The following is a 15081-nucleotide window of genomic DNA, read 5'->3' as shown; positions in this document are numbered from 1 at the left end:
CATGCAAGACGCAGATCATTATTTTCACAGATGGATTTCCACGGGAGTCCGGAGCGTTTTGGTACTCTGCTGTATTGTTCTCGTTTATCAACAAACCTTTCCGGAAAAAAGGATCTTATTCCAGGAGAACAAACTCATCTATCTACCGGAGAACCTAGAGTCTGTCCCTTTGGAAAGAGACTGGGTCCGCTTGGACGAACTTCCCCCAGGAAGCTTGGAATACTTGGTAGAAGTGGAAGATTCCAGATTCTACAGACACCAGGGATACTCTTTGGCGGACATACAATCTGCAATTGGACAAACGATCTTATTATTCAGAAAACTAAGAGGGGCTAGCACGATCGATCAACAGTTAGCTCGAACTTTATTTCTTTCTAGGGACAAGACACTGACCCGAAAACTAAGAGAGATCAGGATCGCCCAAAGTTTGGACGAGGAACTGGGTAAGAAAGGAGTCCTAGAATATTATATAAACCTTGTATACTGGGGAAGGGGACTCAACGGGATCTATAAATCCGCAAATTATTACTTCGGAAAATCTCCCGGCGATCTAGAGCTGAAAGAATTCAAGGCGCTTGTTCAGATCTTGAAAAAGCCGGATGCGTATTCCAGGAACGAGGTCCGGTCCTTAGCGGAACAATATTAATTCGGCAATCTCTCTATCTTTTCCACAAGGGCCCAGATCTGTTCCTCCTTAAGTTCCTTGGAGAAAGAAGGCATTGCCTGATTCTTTCCATCTCGGATGGTCCGGAAGATCCCGGCTCTCATCTTATTCCCCCCGAAAAAGAAACCCATCTTCATTCCAAAGGTCCCGAACTTTCTGGGCCCAGGATTTAGATTCGGATCAGGAATACCGTTCGTCCCGTGGCAGGCAGAGCATTTTTGGTTCCAGTAAGAATCTGCGAATGTCTTCAATTCCTGGCTGGGCGCGATGGGTTTTGGGACTTCTTCTTTGGTCTGTCCCGATCCGCAAGTAAGGCAGACAAAAGAAAGAAGGAGAATGAAAAGAGAGAGGAATGATTTCATAATCGGAAAGTCTTTCCTAGATTTTCGGACTGGAAAACTTTTTTTCCCGAGTCTTTTAAAATTAGGACTGTATCGTTAAAAATGGATAGACATCGGGATTCGGCCGGAAATACTGGCTGTAGATTCTCGGTGATTATAGAGAGAGGGTCACACCCGTTCCCATCCCGAACACGGAAGTTAAGCCTCTCATCGCTGATGGTACTGCATGGTTCGCTATGTGGGAGAGTAGGACGTTGCCGGGTTTCTAAGCAATCATCAAAGGCCGGAGTTCTTCCGGCCTTTTTTATTTCTACTCCATCGTATTTGCCTCCGCTTATCAAGATCCAGCCATCCTGCTCCTTGCCGTAAAAATTAGCCGAATCCGGTTGTTTGGTCTCCAACTTAACAATTTCTTTCCAAATCCGTAGTTGGGCTATGCGACTAAATTAGATTTTATGAATGTATTTGCGATTTGGATAACGGATGAATAGCGACTGTTCGAAAAAAAATGGCCCTTCAATAAATTTCTGAAATTTTTTTCCAAAAAATGCCTTAGTTTTATTTTGTCCGCTTGACGAGTGGAAGAGGTGATAGTAGAATTCGGTCCGCTTCCGATACGAGGAACCCAGGAAGCAAGGTTCGATTGGATGGACGAATGTATCTAAGGTTCGGGTTCCTGTTAACGTACTATGGCGGTTGATTCCTGACTGTGCTTGGTCGGGAGGAATTCCCCTCCCGACCCACCTTTTTGCTACGTTTCTATATCATCATTTCAATATATAGTTCGTCCTTTCGGCTTTTCAGCCGGGAAAATCTATTGTAAATATTTTTCCTCAAAACAAATTTCAGGATCGCAAATTCCGAGGATGTACGCATCTTTGTCGCACATATTTCGGTAGGAGCGAACTGAATGTATCGTAAATCGATATATCTTTCCAAATTCGTAGTGAGCCTGCTTTTCGCAGGTCTATTAGTCTTTAACTGGGGACCGATCTCCGCAGAATCCCAATGCCAAGGTCTATCTAAAGGTCAATGCGAGTCCGACTCGGATTGTACTTGGGTTTCCGGTTATTCCAAGCAAGATGGAACGAACGTAAACGCATATTGTCGTGCAAAACCTGGCAAGGCTTCCGGCGAGAGCCATGCGGTCAAAAAGACCAAAAAAGATAAGGAAGAGGATTCCGACGAACACGAGTCCAAAAAGAAATCCAAGAAAGACAAGGATGAGGACGTAAAGGAATCCAAGAAAGCTAAGAAAGAAAAGGATAAAGAAGACGAAGACGATTCTAAGAAGAAGTCCAAAAAATCCAAAAAGGATAAGGATGAAGACGACGATAAGGAATCTAAAAAAGAGAAGAAGTCTAAAAAGTCTAAGAAAGACGACGATGACGATTCCAAAAAGTCTAAGAAATCCAAAAAGAAGAAAAAAGACGACTGATCTTTCCTTCTTCCATTCTTCTTAAACAAAAAGACCGGAGTTAAAACCCCGGTCTTTTTGTTTCATCTATATTCGAAAAACGTAATTATACGTAATCTTCGAGTGGCAAGCAGGAACAAACAAGGTTACGATCTCCGTAGACATTGTCGATCCTTCCCACATATGGCCAGAACTTATGCTCCTTGGTCCAGGGTGCAGGATACGCAGCCTTCTCCCTGGAATAGGCATGGTCCCAAGAATCCGAGATCACCATTGCAGAGGTGTGAGGGGAATTCTTGAGAGGATTGTCTTTCGGATCTGCCTTTCCTTCTTCGATTTCCTTGATCTCGGAATGAATGAGGATCATTGCCTCACAGAAGCGATCCAATTCCTCTTGGGATTCCGATTCGGTAGGCTCTATCATCAAAGTTCCCGGAACAGGGAAGGACATGGTAGGCGCGTGAAAGCCGTAGTCCATAAGCCTCTTGGCAACATCTTCTACTTCGATCCCGCTGGTCTTCTTGAAAGGTCGAACATCTAGGATACATTCGTGAGCTACGAATCCGTTCTTTCCTTTGTATAGGACCGGATAGTAATTCTCCAAACGTTTTGCGATATAATTCGCGTTCAGAATGGCGGCCTTGGTCGCTTGCTCTAATCCTTCGGCCCCTAAAAGAGCGATGTACACCCAGGAGATGAGAAGGATGCTTGCGCTTCCCCAAGGAGCCGCGGAAACAGCGCTATGTTCATTTCCGGTCCCGTTGTTCACGAGAGGATGGCCAGGCAAGAAGGGCTTCAGATGTTCTGCGACTCCGATCGGTCCTACTCCGGGTCCTCCTCCTCCGTGAGGAATACAGAATGTCTTGTGAAGATTGAGATGGCAAACATCCGCTCCGATTGCGGCAGGTCTTGTGATCCCTACCTGAGCGTTCATATTTGCTCCATCCATATAGACCTGTCCTCCGTGCTCATGGACGATCGAGCAGATCTCTTTTATGGATTCTTCATATACTCCATGGGTAGAAGGATAAGTGACCATCAATGCCGCTAGGTCCTTGGAATGTTCTTTTGCCTTGGCCTTGAGATCGTCCAAGTCCACATTCCCTTCGCTATCGCAGGCAACGACCACCACCTTGAATCCCACCATTGCTGCAGAAGCCGGGTTGGTTCCATGTGCGGAGATTGGGATCAAACAAACATTTCTGTCCGTTTCTCCTCTGCTGATATGATAGTTTCGGATCGCAAGAAGTCCGGCATATTCCCCTTGAGAACCCGCGTTTGGTTGTAGAGAGATCCCTGGGAATCCTGTAACTTGAGAAAGCCAAGACTCCAATTGTTGGAATACCGTTCTATATCCTTCTGTTTGGTCCACAGGGGCGAAAGGATGAATATTAGAGAACTCCGGCCAGGTAACCGGGAACATTTCCACGGTCGCATTCAGCTTCATTGTACAAGAGCCTAGGGGGATCATGGAAGTAGTCAGGGAAAGATCCCTAGATTCTAATTTTCTAATATATCTCAACATCTTGGTTTCTGTGTGATGAGAGTTGAAGACCGGATGAGTCAGATACTCTGAAGTCCTGAGAAACTCATTCGGTATGGATATAGATTCCAGAGAAAGATCGATCTTAGTGGATCCGAATACGGAAAGAATATCTTCGAGATCCGAGACCTCTACCGTTTCATCCAATGCTATGGAAATTTTCCCTTTGTCTAAGATCCTAAAATTGATGCCTTTTTGAGTAGCAGCGTCTATATAGCTTTTTGATTTCGCTCCCAGATCTAAGACCAGAGTGTCGAAGAACGGTTTGTTCAGTACTTGGACGCCGGACTTCTCCAGGTTTTTGGCAAGGACCTCTGTCAATCTATGGACCCTAAGAGCGATCTCCTTCAATCCTTTCGGACCGTGATATATCGCATACATTGAAGAAAGAACTGCAAGAAGTACCTGAGCGGTGCAGATATTAGAAGTAGCCTTGTCTCTACGGATATGTTGCTCTCTGGTTTGCAAAGAAAGTCTGAGACCGGGTTTGCCTTGGCTATCCTTGGAAACTCCTACCAATCTTCCCGGCATGTTTCTTTTGAACTCATCCTTGGTAGCAAAATAACCTGCATGAGGTCCGCCGAATCCGTAAGGAAGTCCGAACCTTTGGGAGCTCCCTACTGCAACATCTGCTCCGAATTCTCCCGGGGCCTTTAAGACAGTAAGCGCAAGTAGATCCGCGGCGCAGATCGTAAGGGCTCCTAAGTTATGCGCTAATTGGAAGAAGGATTCGTAATTATAGATTGTGCCTTCTGTCCCTGGATACTGAACTAGGACCGCAAAATAGTCCTCGTTGAGTTCTGCCTGTAGATGATTTCCTACTTTTACTTCGATCCCTAGAGGAAGAGCTCTTGTGCGGACCACATCTATCGTCTGTGGATGGCAAAGTTCTGAGATGAATAATAGTTTGGAAGTCTCATTCTTACGTATTCCGAATGCGAGAAACACAGCCTCTGCGGCAGCAGTCGCCTCATCCAAAAGAGAAGCGTTTGCGATCTCCAGACCGGTCAGGTCCATGATCATGGTTTGGAAATTCAGAAGCGCTTCCAATCTCCCTTGGGAGATTTCCGCCTGGTATGGAGTGTACGCGGTATACCAACCCGGATTCTCCAAAATATTCCTTTGGATCACACCTGGCAGGACGCTGGCTTGGTATCCGGTTCCTATATAAGATCGAAAAAGTTTGTTCTTAGAGGCGATCTTCTTTAGATCTTCTAGGATCCTTCTTTCTGTAGAAGCCTGGGGAAGATCCAAAGGCTGGCTGAGGCGAATGCCTTCCGGAACAGATTTGGAGACCAATTCGTCCAGACTCGCAAGACCGAGAGAGGAAAGCATGTCCCGGGTCTGATCCGGATCCGGGCCGATATGTCGGCGCGGAAAAGTATCTAGAGGGCCTAGTGTATTCTTCATTTCATTCTGTTTGCCGGATTCTTTCCAGGTCGTTGCACTCATTCTATTTTCCTAATCCAATTTGCTAACGAGTTCTCTATAGGATTCTGGATCCAATAGGTTCTCGACTTGAGCCTTATCTATTCCTTTGACTCGGATCATCCATGCTCCGAAAGGATCCGAATTCACTGCAGCCGGATTTTTAGCGAGATTTGCGTTTACCTCGGTTACCTCTCCGCTGACAGGAGCGTATAGATCCTCGGCTGCCTTTACGGATTCTATGGTCCCGAAGGTATCGAATTGCTTAATGGTTTTGCCGACTTTAGGAAGATCCACGAAAACGATATCTCCCAAGGCTCCTTGAGCATAATCCGAAATACCGATTAAAGCCGTATCGCCTTCCACTTTTACCCATTCGTGTTTTTCTGTGAAACGATATCCTGGAGGTGCGTTAGTTACTGCCATTTGTAGATCCTTATATTAATTTTTCCGAATGCTTCCCGGAATAAAAGATTTCGTGAAGACGATTGCAGGTTTTGCCTGGCCTCGAATCTCTATCTGAATGGATTCGCCATGGTTGATCTTGTCGCAATCGATGAGTGCGAGACCGATCCCTTTCTTGAGGCTAGGAGAGAAGGTGCCGGAAGTGGTAATCCCTATTTTCTTTCCTTGAGAGTCCAGGACAGGCATATTCTCTCTGGGAACTCCGGCTTCTTGTAGTTCGAAGCCTACGATTCTTTGGCTGGGACCTTCTTTCTTTTCTTGGATAATATTTTCGTAATTCGGATAGGGAATGGTTTTCTCTTTTACGATCCAGCCGATCCCGGATTGCACTGGGCTACGGCCCTCGTCCAATTCATGTCCGTAAAGAGGATACTTTGCTTCGATACGAAGAGTATCTCTGGCTCCCAAGCCTACTGGTACGAGTCCTTTTTCTTTTCCATGCTCTAAGAGTTCTTTCCAGAGTTTGATCCCAGTCGCGTTGGAGCTGTAGATCTCGAAACCGTCCTCTCCAGTATAACCGGTGCGAGAAAGAATGAGATCTTCTCCATTAAAAGGAAATAGTATAAATTTATAATATCCTATCTTGCTTAGATCGGCCTTGAGATAAGAAGAAAGTATCTCGTCCGCTTTAGGACCTTGGATGGCGATCTGATGCCAATTCGCACTCTGGTTCTCTAATTTCACTCCCGACTTAGGAACGAGTGGCTTTAGATATCCGTAGACTGCATCCACATTGGAGGCGTTCGCACAGATCATGTATTTCTGGTCGTTGAATCTGTAGAGAGTGATATCGTCTACGAGGCCGCCGCTTTGATTGATGATCGCATTGTATTGCACTTGCCCATCCGAAAGAGAAGCAACCGAATTGCAGGTGACTGATTCCAGAAAATCCAGAACGACCTTTGGGTCCCCTTCAAGAAAGATCTCTCCCATATGTGAAACATCGAATAAGCCGGCAGCTTCTCTTGTTGCAGTATGTTCCGCGATGATCCCGGAGTATTGTACGGGCATGTCCCATCCGCCGAAAGGGATCATTTTGGCGCCTAGAGATTTGTGAACCTCATAGAGAGGGGTGGTCTTTGATTGGGACATAAGGGTTTGGGGCCATCATTTCACTGAGGTTCTTTAGGAAAAACATTTTTAGGCCCCTATCTTTCGGATTTGCTTGGGGAAAATAAGAATGGCCCGGACCCTTCTTCCTTACTAGAGATAGCGAGTATCTCTCTTGGATCACTGACGAAATTTGGGCGGTTTATGAAGAATATAATTCGTTTGTAAGACCCACCTGTTATTCTGCAATTTACTCGAAACTTCTTGCAGGGAAGGACTTTGTCTGATAGCAAGTAGGGCCGATCCAATTTAAAAGAATTCCCGGAGGGGGAATGAACCCGAAAATAGTGAAGAATATACAGATAACTCTGATCTCCTTCTGCTTGGCCCTATTAGGGATCTCTTGCGGAAGCACCGCCGAATATAAGATCGCATACAAGAAACCGGAAATCGCGTCCAAAACAAGAGGCTTGGTCGCAGGAGTTTCCAAGGTGGACCTAACACCGCCACCCGGCTTGCCGTTAGCAGGTTATTCTAAGCTTGCCGAAACAGAACAAGGCTTTAGGACACGCATCTATGCCAGGATCTTCTATATTAAAAAAGATGCAAATGAACCGGTTGTATTGATCCAAAGTGATCTATTGTCCGGATCCTTATTGATCCATCATTTGCTTGCGGAACGCTTAACTGCGAATACTGATATTTCCTTCGGTGGGATCATGTTCGCCGGAACTCATACTCACTCCGCGCCTGCGAATTTTTACGACAACGATTTCTACAATGAATTTGCCTCCAATAAACCTGGCTTCGATAAGGCTTGGACTGAATTCGTACTGAACCGTCTTACGGCAGGAGTAGAAGAAGCATATAAAACCGCAAGGCCCGCTAAGATCGCTTCCGGAAAGACCATTGTTTGGGGACTGACCCGCAATCGTTCCTTGGATGCGTACAGGGCGAATCAAAACTCTGGCTTCTCCGAATTAAAGCCGGAGATCCAATACCAAACTATCAATCCGGAACTTATCATGATCCGAGTGGATGCTCAGGACAAGGACGGAAGATTCAAGCCTCTCGGAGCCTTCTCCACTTTTTCGGTACATGGGACCACAGTTCCCGATTCTACGGAAGTCACGAATGCGGATGTGTTCGCGTATCCGGAAAGAATGGTAGAAGCCAAGATCCGTAAGGAATACAAGCCAAGCTGGGAACCGATCCATGCTTTGAATAATTCCACTCACGGAGATAATTCTCCGGATTATAGGGATGGAATGCAGGGCTTTATCGAATCCAGAAGGATCGGAGAAGCGATCGGTCAGAGGGCGGCGGAACTCTTTGATTCCTTGCATTCTTCTTTGAGCGGTGATGCAAATCTTTCTTTCAATACGAAAGAAGTGGACCTTTACGAAAACAATAAGATAGGAGATGCAGAAGTATGCGATCGTCCTTATGTGGGGACCGCTCTTACGGGAGGAGCGGAAGACGGACAAACCCCTGTTCTCAATTGGCTTCCTTTCTTTGCAGAAGGTTGGCCTAGATGGTTTTTTACCGGAGGCTGCCAAGGCCATAAGAGAATTGTAGGATTCAAATATCTACAGCCGATCGTACTTCCAAAGGCAAAGTTCCCGCACAAATTACTTCTACAATCTGTGAGAGTCGCGGATACATTGCTCTTACCTGTGCCTTTTGAGGTTACGAAGGAATCCGGAAGAAGATTCATCGAGGCCTCTTTACAAGCAGGAGCTTCTTCCGTAAAACACGCATCCATCATCAGTTGTGCAAACGGTTACTTCGGATACGTGACTACACCGGAAGAATACACGCGCCAACATTACGAAGGCGGTCATACACTCTACGGACCAGGTACCCAACCTTTCTTACAAGCTCACTTGGTGGACCTGACCAAGAACCTTCCTGCTGCCGGAGGAAAAGAATCCTTTCCTTCTTCTTGGAAGTATGATTTGGACAGATCCGATCGTTATCCGGAAGCCAAGTCTGCAGAAGGCAAAAGAGAAGTGATCGATCAGCCGGAACTCATTCTCGCAGAAACCAATATGGAAAAATATTGGGTATTCAAATACAAAGATGTGGGAGCTTCTCAGATCTCTTTGCATGAGAGCTTGGTTTCCATTGAATCTAAGGAAGAAGGCGGAGAATGGAAGGAGTTAACTCGAGACGGAGAAGTCGTGAACGATAAGGGAGTGGATCTAGAAGTAAAAAGGGATTCTAACTCCGGTAAGGGAATGGCTGTATATGAGATCCGTTGGTACAATCCGGAACAGTATGCCAAACGCAAGTATAGATTTGTGATCCAACCTAGAGGAAATCAGCCTAAATTCGTTTCTCCTGAGTTCTGAACCGTTCCAAATTCTCTCCTAAACTCTTTTTAGTTGACAAAGAGTTCAGAAGAGAGATATTTCAAGGAGTTGTCGGAAATACATTTCGACAACTCCGATTGATACGATAGACGATCCTTCGTTTTTCGTCCCACCTCAACCAGTCTTGCATTCACCGTATTGGTCCAAGACAAAGATCCAAACTAAAACTAAGAACGGGCCTTCTATGTTTCATAGAGAACCCATATTCTATTTAAGGAGAATCCTTGTGCATACACTAAACCAAAACTTCAGAACTTTGAAACGATTCTTATCCGCGCTCTTTCTCTTAGGAATGAGTTACTCGACCCAAGCTCAGACCCTAACCTATGGACCGGTGATCTCTTTAGAACAAGCCAAGAAAGTATTTGCTGCAGCCGAAGCCGAGGCGAAGAAGAACCAGTGGTTGATGACGATCGCGATCGTTGACTCGGGTGGGAATTTGGTGCTCCTGCAAAGAATGGACAACGCGAATATAGGAACAGTAGAGATCGCAAGAGGAAAGGCGACTACCGCAAATAATTTCAAGAGACCAACTCGATCCTTGGAAGAAGCGGTAGAAAAAGGAGGGATTGGACTGAGACTCTTAGCAGTGCCGGGAGTATTTCCATTAGAAGGTGGAGAGTTAATCCTCTTGGATGGCAAGATCATCGGAGCGATCGGAGTCTCAGGAGCTCAATCCTTCCAAGACGGACAAGTTGCTAAAGCAGGAGTCGCTGCCCTTACCGCAAAATAAGCCGTAAGAAGACGATCTTTTTCCCTTTGCGAGAAAGCGCTGTCCCGAACTCTATCCGTATGGATTGGAAAATCTCCAGGTTCAAAGCGGGACAGCCTCGCAGATGGGAATTCCTACTTCCTCCCGGAAGCGCGAAAGAAACCGAGGCGCTCTTAAAAACCATCGTTTCCGATCCCTTTCTTCCGAGGACACATGTTCCCGAATTCAAGGTCTTTCCCGAAAAATTCATATTAGAAAAAACGAATTTTCGTCAGGCGCTAGAAGTATTGGCGAGAATTCCCTGGATCCGGGATTTCAGGCTCAATCTGGGAAAATTTTATTTGGATGGGGAATTCTCTTTTGATGGGCTATTGGAGCAGATCAAAGCCTCTAAGCTTCTGCCTGAAAATTGGGGAGTTCGCTTTCATCCGCAAGTACGAGGAAGAGCGGAGGTCTCCAGAGAAGATCTACAGTCGCTCTGGGAAGATTCGTATTCGGAACCTTCTTCTGAAAAGGAGAAACAGACGGAGCTGAACGCTTTGATGGTCGGAGAAGATTTGGTGCTTTCGATCAGTCTTGCGGGAGAGCCATTGTTCAAGAGAGGGAATTTTTCTCCTCTTTCTAAATCCGCTCCCATGAGAGAAGACAGTGCAGTATTTCTTCTTTCTCTCTTGGAGAAGAAGAGCCCGGATCCGGATGCGATCTTTGTGCCCTTTGCCGGTTCCGGCACCTTTGTTTGGGAATCGATTTCCTTACTAAATGGTCTCAGTTTTCCCCATTATGATCGCAGCTACTTGTTCCAAGATCTAGAAGAGTTTCCTTCTCCCACTTGGGAATTCTTGAAAAAGAGACTTTCCGAAATAAGATCGGATCTAAGCCTTAGGGTTTGGTGGAACGATCTAGAAGAAGATGTTTGTTCCTATTTGGAAGAAAGAGGTTCTCTATATCAGAAATTTATAAAGTCTTTGGGAACGAATGCAAAATTGATGATAAGCGGAGAACTCGGGGACTTCTTCTCCTTCTCGCCTAAGGAAGTCTGGAATTCTATGGGTAGCCCTAAAAAGATCTGGATGCCTCTCAATCCTCCGTACGGACTTAGGATCAAGAACGGATCGAATGCAGGTTTGTATAGGCGGATCGCAGAAACATTGAAGGAATGGTGGGCCTTGCCGACCGATATCTCCGGTTTTATTCTTTGTCCTGACGAAGAGTCTTGGTCTGTTTTTCAAAAAAGCATCGGCAATAAATTAGAAACAGTTCATATTACTCATGGTGGTATCGATCTGCGAGTGGTATTCTTTTAACCTCAGTCTAGTTTTACGTTCGAGATTGCTTCGTAATTCCCTATACTCTCGGCGGAAAAGATCCCTAACTTGTATTTTTTTCGGTGACAAATTCCTTCGATCGGTTCCTGTATTTCCAATTCAAAAAGGAGTTCTAGGAATTATTAATATGAATCGGATCTTTTCGTTATTTATCGTTTTCGTTTTAGCAACAGGTTCTTTGACCGCAAAAGTAAAAACCCAAGTAATAGAGTACAAGCAAGGTGATACAACCTTAGAAGGTTTCGTCGCTTATCCAGAAGGAGCAAAAAACGCACCCGGGATCGTGCTCGTTCACGACTGGATGGGGCTCGGAGAGAATACTAAGATGAGAGCCGAGCAATTGGCTGCATTAGGTTATGTTGCTTTTGCCGCGGATATCTACGGAAAAGGAAATCGTCCCGGAAATATGCAAGAGGCTTCTAAGCTCGCCGGAACTTTCAGAGAAGGGGACCGTAAATTATTAAGGGCCAGGGCCCAGGCTGCGTTAGACGCATTAAAGTCTCAGAAAGGTGTGGACCAAGATAGTTTGGCTGTATTAGGCTATTGCTTTGGCGGGACCACCGCTCTAGAATTAGCAAGAAGTGGTGCGCCATTAAAAGGCACTATTAGCTTTCATGGTGGACTTTCCACGAATAAGACCGAGGACGCCAAGAATATCAAAGGAAAGGTCCTGGCACTTCATGGTGCGGACGACCCGTTTGTGAAGGCGGATGAGGTCGCAGGCTTCCAAGATGAAATGAGAAAGGCTGGAGTAGACTGGCAATTCGTTTCGTACGGTGGAGCGGTCCATTCCTTCACGATCAAGGAAGCTGGAAACGACAACTCCAAAGGCGCCGCATACAATGAAAAAGCGGACAAACGTTCTTGGGCGGAGCTAAAGAATTTCCTGAAAGAGATCTTCCCAAGATAAATCATATCCGGACGGGAAGGAAAACTTCCCGTCTTCGGCTTCTATTCTTTCTTTTAGCGATCGAAAGAATTCCGTAAGGGGAAATTTTTTTCTTTTAGGATAGTAAAAGAAGAAGCAAAATGCCCTCATGATTCGCTCCGTTTATCGAGTCGATACCAAGGGTTCCCTGGATTCCTTAGAGAGAAGGGATGAGGAACTTCCTCCACCAGCAGACAACGAAGTAACTGTAGAGATCCGTGCCATCGGATTGAACTTCGCGGATATTTTTGCCATCCAAGGATTGTATAGTGCGACTCCTAAAGGCTCCTTTATTCCGGGTCTGGAATATTCAGGCAGAGTGATCGCAGTCGGAAAGAAGGTGAAACACTTTCGAAAGAACGACAAGATCATGGGAGTCACTCGCTTCGGGGCATATACGGACTATATCAATATAGATTCCAGATATGTCTTTCCTCTTCCTTCCAGATGGAGCTACGAACAAGGCGCCGGTTTTTTGGTCCAAGGGCTGACTGCGTATTATGCTCTTCTTCCCTTAGGCGATCTGAAGAAGGGACAAAACGTTTTGATCCACAGTGCTGCCGGTGGAGTGGGGATCTACGCGAACAGGATCGCAAAGAAATTCGGTGCCTGGACTTTAGGAACTGTAGGAAATCATTCTAAGATCTCTCTCTTGGAAAAAGAAGGATACGATGCTTGGATCATCCGTTCTTCTCGTTTCCCGGAAGAATTGAAATCCGCTCTCGGCGGAAGGGAACTGAACTTAGTATTAGAATGCATAGGTGGCAAGATCTTCAAGGCAAGCTATGAAACCTTGGCTCCCATGGGAAGAATGGTAGTCTATGGTTCTGCTTCTTTTATGAGCCAAGGAGATAGAGTGAATTGGCTCACTCTGGCTTGGCGTTATCTTACCCGTCCTAAAGTGGATACATTGGAGATCGTTTCGGATAACAAAGCAGTGCTTGGATTTAATTTGATCTGGCTCTACGAAAAAGTGGATGAATTAACCACTCATCTGAAAGGTTTACTAAAATTGAATTTGGATCCTCCTCATATCGATTCCGTATATCCTTTCGTGGATCTTCCCGACGCAGTTCGACATTTCCAAACGGGGAATACTACCGGTAAAGTTGTGATCTCAGTCGATCCTGTTAAATGACGAACCTAATCCAAGTGTCGGAACTTTCTTCTCAATTGAAACGATCCAAAGAACGTTTCGAGGAATATCTGGAGAAGGAAGCGTATCCTCAGTTCCAAAAGGATTCCACTCCCGAGCTTGCGGATGCGATGGAATACAGCCTAAGAGCAGGCGGAAAAAGATTAAGACCGATCCTAGTCTTTGCTTCTTACGGAAAGATAGACAAAGACTCTTTAGCCATCGGCGCTGCATTAGAATTCATTCATACATACAGCTTGATCCACGACGATCTTCCTAGCATGGACGATGATGATTTTAGAAGAGGCAAGCCTTCCCTTCATAAACAATTCTCCGAAGCGACCGCTATTCTTGCAGGGGACGCTTTGCAAGCATACGCGTTCGGTTGGTTGTCTCGGGTAGAAAGCACAAATCAGAATCTACACAAGGATCTTCTTTCTCTTTTGGCAGAAGGTGCCGGAGCTCCTGGAATGGTTTCCGGACAAATGTATGATCTACTTTTGGAAAGAAATCCTTCTTCTTTATCCGGAAGTAAAGAAGAGCTTCTTGTCAAAACTCATAGAATGAAGACTGGGGCCTTAATAGGAGCTTCCTTTCTGATGGGAAACCGTTTGCGGGCCGATTTTCAGACGAGAGCAAAAACAATAGGCGAGTACGGAGCCAAGTTAGGTTTGTTATTTCAGATCACAGATGATATTCTGGATATAGAAGGAACCAAAGAAGACTTAGGAAAGACCCCCGGCAAGGACAATAGGTCGGGCAAGATCACGTATCCTTCTCTTTATGGGATGGACGTTTGCAAGAAGATGGTGCTGACCCTTGTCGCTGAACTGGAAACCTTGGGATCGGAGATCGATAGTAGTTCTAAGGACTCGCTTGAATTCACAGACTTCTTCGTTTCCCTACCCGCGAACATTGGCAAAAGAAAAAATTAGACTAGATGAGCTGCTGCTTAAGAAGGGTCTTGCAGAAGATATTGCAAAGGCCCGCAGCCTGATCTTATCCGGTTCCGTTCTTGTGAATGATAGAATGGTGGATAAGGCAGGACTTTCCTTCCAAGAATCGGCGGAGATACGGATTCGAGATATCATTCCTAAATATGTGAGTCGCGGAGCTTACAAACTCAAGTCTGCGATCGAAAAATGGGACTTAGATATAAAAGGAAAACTTTGCTTGGACTGGGGAGCTTCCACAGGAGGTTTCACTCAGGTCCTATTGGAAGAAGGAGCCGAATTCGTTTTTGCATTCGATGTAGGCTACGGCCAAATGGCTTCCAAGGTAGCAATGAATCCCAGGGTCATTGTTCGAGATCGCTTCCATATCAAGGATACGAGCTGGGAACTTTTAACGGAACTTTGGTCCCAAAAATCCGAGCAAGAATTCCCCAGAGAGATCTTCTTAGTTGTGGATCTGAGTTTTATTTCTCTGGAAACAGTGCTTCCTACAGTTGCAAAACTAAAACAAGAAAGACCTTCTATAAATTGGAAAGTGGTAAGTCTTTTCAAGCCCCAATTCGAAGTAGAGTCTAGATATTTGGACAAAGGAGTTTTAAGAAATCCTTATGTTCGATCTCAGATACTTCGGTCTTTTATTCGTTTTCTAAGAAAGCAGATCGGTGGGAAATTTATAGGAGCGGGGGAGTCCCCGATCGCCGGGAGAGATGGCAATCGGGAAATCCTGGTTTACTGGACGCTATGA

General features: G+C 45.5%; 13 protein-coding genes and 1 rRNA gene. 10 read left to right on the top strand and 4 right to left on the bottom strand.

Going from position 1 to position 15081, the window contains the following annotated elements; translation table 11 throughout:
• The first annotated feature begins 1 nt into the window (after window position 1).
• Window positions 2–646, top strand: a complete 645-nt coding sequence (locus EHO57_RS06295) for a biosynthetic peptidoglycan transglycosylase (protein WP_135643880.1) — start codon at window positions 2–4, stop codon at window positions 644–646.
• On the opposite strand, the gene EHO57_RS06290 is transcribed toward EHO57_RS06295, so the two are convergent.
• Window positions 643–1026: a c-type cytochrome gene (locus EHO57_RS06290; RefSeq protein ID WP_135643878.1), complete on the bottom strand. Its 384-nt coding sequence runs from the start codon at window positions 1024–1026 to the stop codon at window positions 643–645. The two genes, EHO57_RS06295 and EHO57_RS06290, sit on opposite strands and share 4 nt — an antisense overlap.
• A 125-nt stretch (window positions 1027–1151) precedes the next feature.
• On the opposite strand from EHO57_RS06290, the gene rrf reads away from it, so the two are divergent.
• Window positions 1152–1268: ribosomal RNA gene (gene rrf / locus EHO57_RS06285) — 5S ribosomal RNA — on the top strand.
• A 647-nt stretch (window positions 1269–1915) separates the two neighbouring features.
• A complete protein-coding gene (locus EHO57_RS06280) occupies window positions 1916–2443 on the top strand; it encodes a hypothetical protein (protein WP_135643876.1) in 528 nt (175 codons plus the stop codon).
• 85 nt (window positions 2444–2528) lie between these two features.
• Here the strand turns inward: EHO57_RS06280 and gcvP are convergent, their stop codons facing one another.
• The 3 genes from gcvP to gcvT are packed head-to-tail and all read right to left on the bottom strand — an operon-like array spanning window position 2529 to window position 6950.
• Window positions 2529–5417, bottom strand: a complete 2889-nt coding sequence (gene gcvP, locus EHO57_RS06275; RefSeq protein ID WP_135643874.1) for an aminomethyl-transferring glycine dehydrogenase — start codon at window positions 5415–5417, stop codon at window positions 2529–2531.
• 9 nt (window positions 5418–5426) lie between these two features.
• Window positions 5427–5819 carry a glycine cleavage system protein GcvH gene (gene gcvH, locus EHO57_RS06270; RefSeq protein ID WP_135643873.1) on the bottom strand — a complete coding sequence of 131 codons (393 nt, stop codon included), beginning with the start codon at window positions 5817–5819 and terminating at the stop codon, window positions 5427–5429.
• Window positions 5820–5834: 15 nt separating this feature from the next.
• A complete protein-coding gene (gene gcvT, locus EHO57_RS06265; RefSeq protein WP_135643872.1) occupies window positions 5835–6950 on the bottom strand; it encodes a glycine cleavage system aminomethyltransferase GcvT in 1116 nt (371 codons plus the stop codon).
• A 290-nt stretch (window positions 6951–7240) separates the two neighbouring features.
• Between gcvT and EHO57_RS06260 the strand changes: the two genes are divergently transcribed.
• The 7 genes from EHO57_RS06260 to EHO57_RS06230 all read left to right on the top strand — a co-directional run bounded on the left by EHO57_RS06260 (window position 7241) and on the right by EHO57_RS06230 (window position 15081).
• On the top strand, window positions 7241–9262 hold the full coding sequence (locus tag EHO57_RS06260) for a neutral/alkaline non-lysosomal ceramidase N-terminal domain-containing protein (RefSeq protein ID WP_135643871.1): 2022 nt from the start codon (window positions 7241–7243) through the stop codon (window positions 9260–9262).
• A 313-nt stretch (window positions 9263–9575) separates the two neighbouring features.
• Window positions 9576–10016, top strand: a complete 441-nt coding sequence (locus tag EHO57_RS06255; RefSeq protein WP_135645392.1) for a GlcG/HbpS family heme-binding protein — start codon at window positions 9576–9578, stop codon at window positions 10014–10016.
• A 59-nt stretch (window positions 10017–10075) separates the two neighbouring features.
• Window positions 10076–11299, top strand: coding sequence for a hypothetical protein (locus tag EHO57_RS06250; protein WP_135643870.1), 1224 nt, complete (start codon window positions 10076–10078; stop codon window positions 11297–11299).
• A gap of 148 nt (window positions 11300–11447) precedes the next feature.
• Window positions 11448–12230, top strand: coding sequence for a dienelactone hydrolase family protein (locus EHO57_RS06245; RefSeq protein WP_135643869.1), 783 nt, complete (start codon window positions 11448–11450; stop codon window positions 12228–12230).
• A gap of 127 nt (window positions 12231–12357) precedes the next feature.
• Entirely contained in the window at window positions 12358–13386 is a 1029-nt protein-coding gene (locus EHO57_RS06240) for a synaptic vesicle VAT-1 family membrane protein (protein ID WP_135643868.1), read from the top strand.
• Window positions 13383–14318: a polyprenyl synthetase family protein gene (locus EHO57_RS06235; RefSeq protein WP_135643867.1), complete on the top strand. Its 936-nt coding sequence runs from the start codon at window positions 13383–13385 to the stop codon at window positions 14316–14318. Before EHO57_RS06240 ends, EHO57_RS06235 begins: the two co-directional genes overlap by 4 nt.
• Window positions 14299–15081: a TlyA family RNA methyltransferase gene (locus tag EHO57_RS06230; protein WP_135643865.1), complete on the top strand. Its 783-nt coding sequence runs from the start codon at window positions 14299–14301 to the stop codon at window positions 15079–15081. Before EHO57_RS06235 ends, EHO57_RS06230 begins: the two co-directional genes overlap by 20 nt.

Origin of the sequence: Leptospira langatensis, assembly GCF_004770615.1 — a bacterium.
Classification (GTDB): Bacteria; Spirochaetota; Leptospiria; order Leptospirales; family Leptospiraceae; genus Leptospira_B; species Leptospira_B langatensis.
This window is presented reverse-complemented; position numbering and strand designations above follow the sequence as displayed.

Excerpts from the sequence above, each read along its gene's own strand:
- EHO57_RS06295 (WP_135643880.1), top strand. The coding sequence starts at position 2 with ATGCAAGACGCAGATCATTATTTTCACAGATGGATTTCCACGGGAGTC.
- EHO57_RS06290 (WP_135643878.1), bottom strand. The coding sequence starts at position 1,026 with ATGAAATCATTCCTCTCTCTTTTCATTCTCCTTCTTTCTTTTGTCTGC.
- EHO57_RS06280 (WP_135643876.1), top strand. The coding sequence starts at position 1,916 with ATGTATCGTAAATCGATATATCTTTCCAAATTCGTAGTGAGCCTGCTT.
- gcvP (WP_135643874.1), bottom strand. The coding sequence starts at position 5,417 with ATGAGTGCAACGACCTGGAAAGAATCCGGCAAACAGAATGAAATGAAG.
- gcvH (WP_135643873.1), bottom strand. The coding sequence starts at position 5,819 with ATGGCAGTAACTAACGCACCTCCAGGATATCGTTTCACAGAAAAACAC.
- gcvT (WP_135643872.1), bottom strand. The coding sequence starts at position 6,950 with ATGTCCCAATCAAAGACCACCCCTCTCTATGAGGTTCACAAATCTCTA.
- EHO57_RS06260 (WP_135643871.1), top strand. The coding sequence starts at position 7,241 with ATGAACCCGAAAATAGTGAAGAATATACAGATAACTCTGATCTCCTTC.
- EHO57_RS06255 (WP_135645392.1), top strand. The coding sequence starts at position 9,576 with ATGAGTTACTCGACCCAAGCTCAGACCCTAACCTATGGACCGGTGATC.
- EHO57_RS06250 (WP_135643870.1), top strand. The coding sequence starts at position 10,076 with ATGGATTGGAAAATCTCCAGGTTCAAAGCGGGACAGCCTCGCAGATGG.
- EHO57_RS06245 (WP_135643869.1), top strand. The coding sequence starts at position 11,448 with ATGAATCGGATCTTTTCGTTATTTATCGTTTTCGTTTTAGCAACAGGT.
- EHO57_RS06240 (WP_135643868.1), top strand. The coding sequence starts at position 12,358 with ATGATTCGCTCCGTTTATCGAGTCGATACCAAGGGTTCCCTGGATTCC.
- EHO57_RS06235 (WP_135643867.1), top strand. The coding sequence starts at position 13,383 with ATGACGAACCTAATCCAAGTGTCGGAACTTTCTTCTCAATTGAAACGA.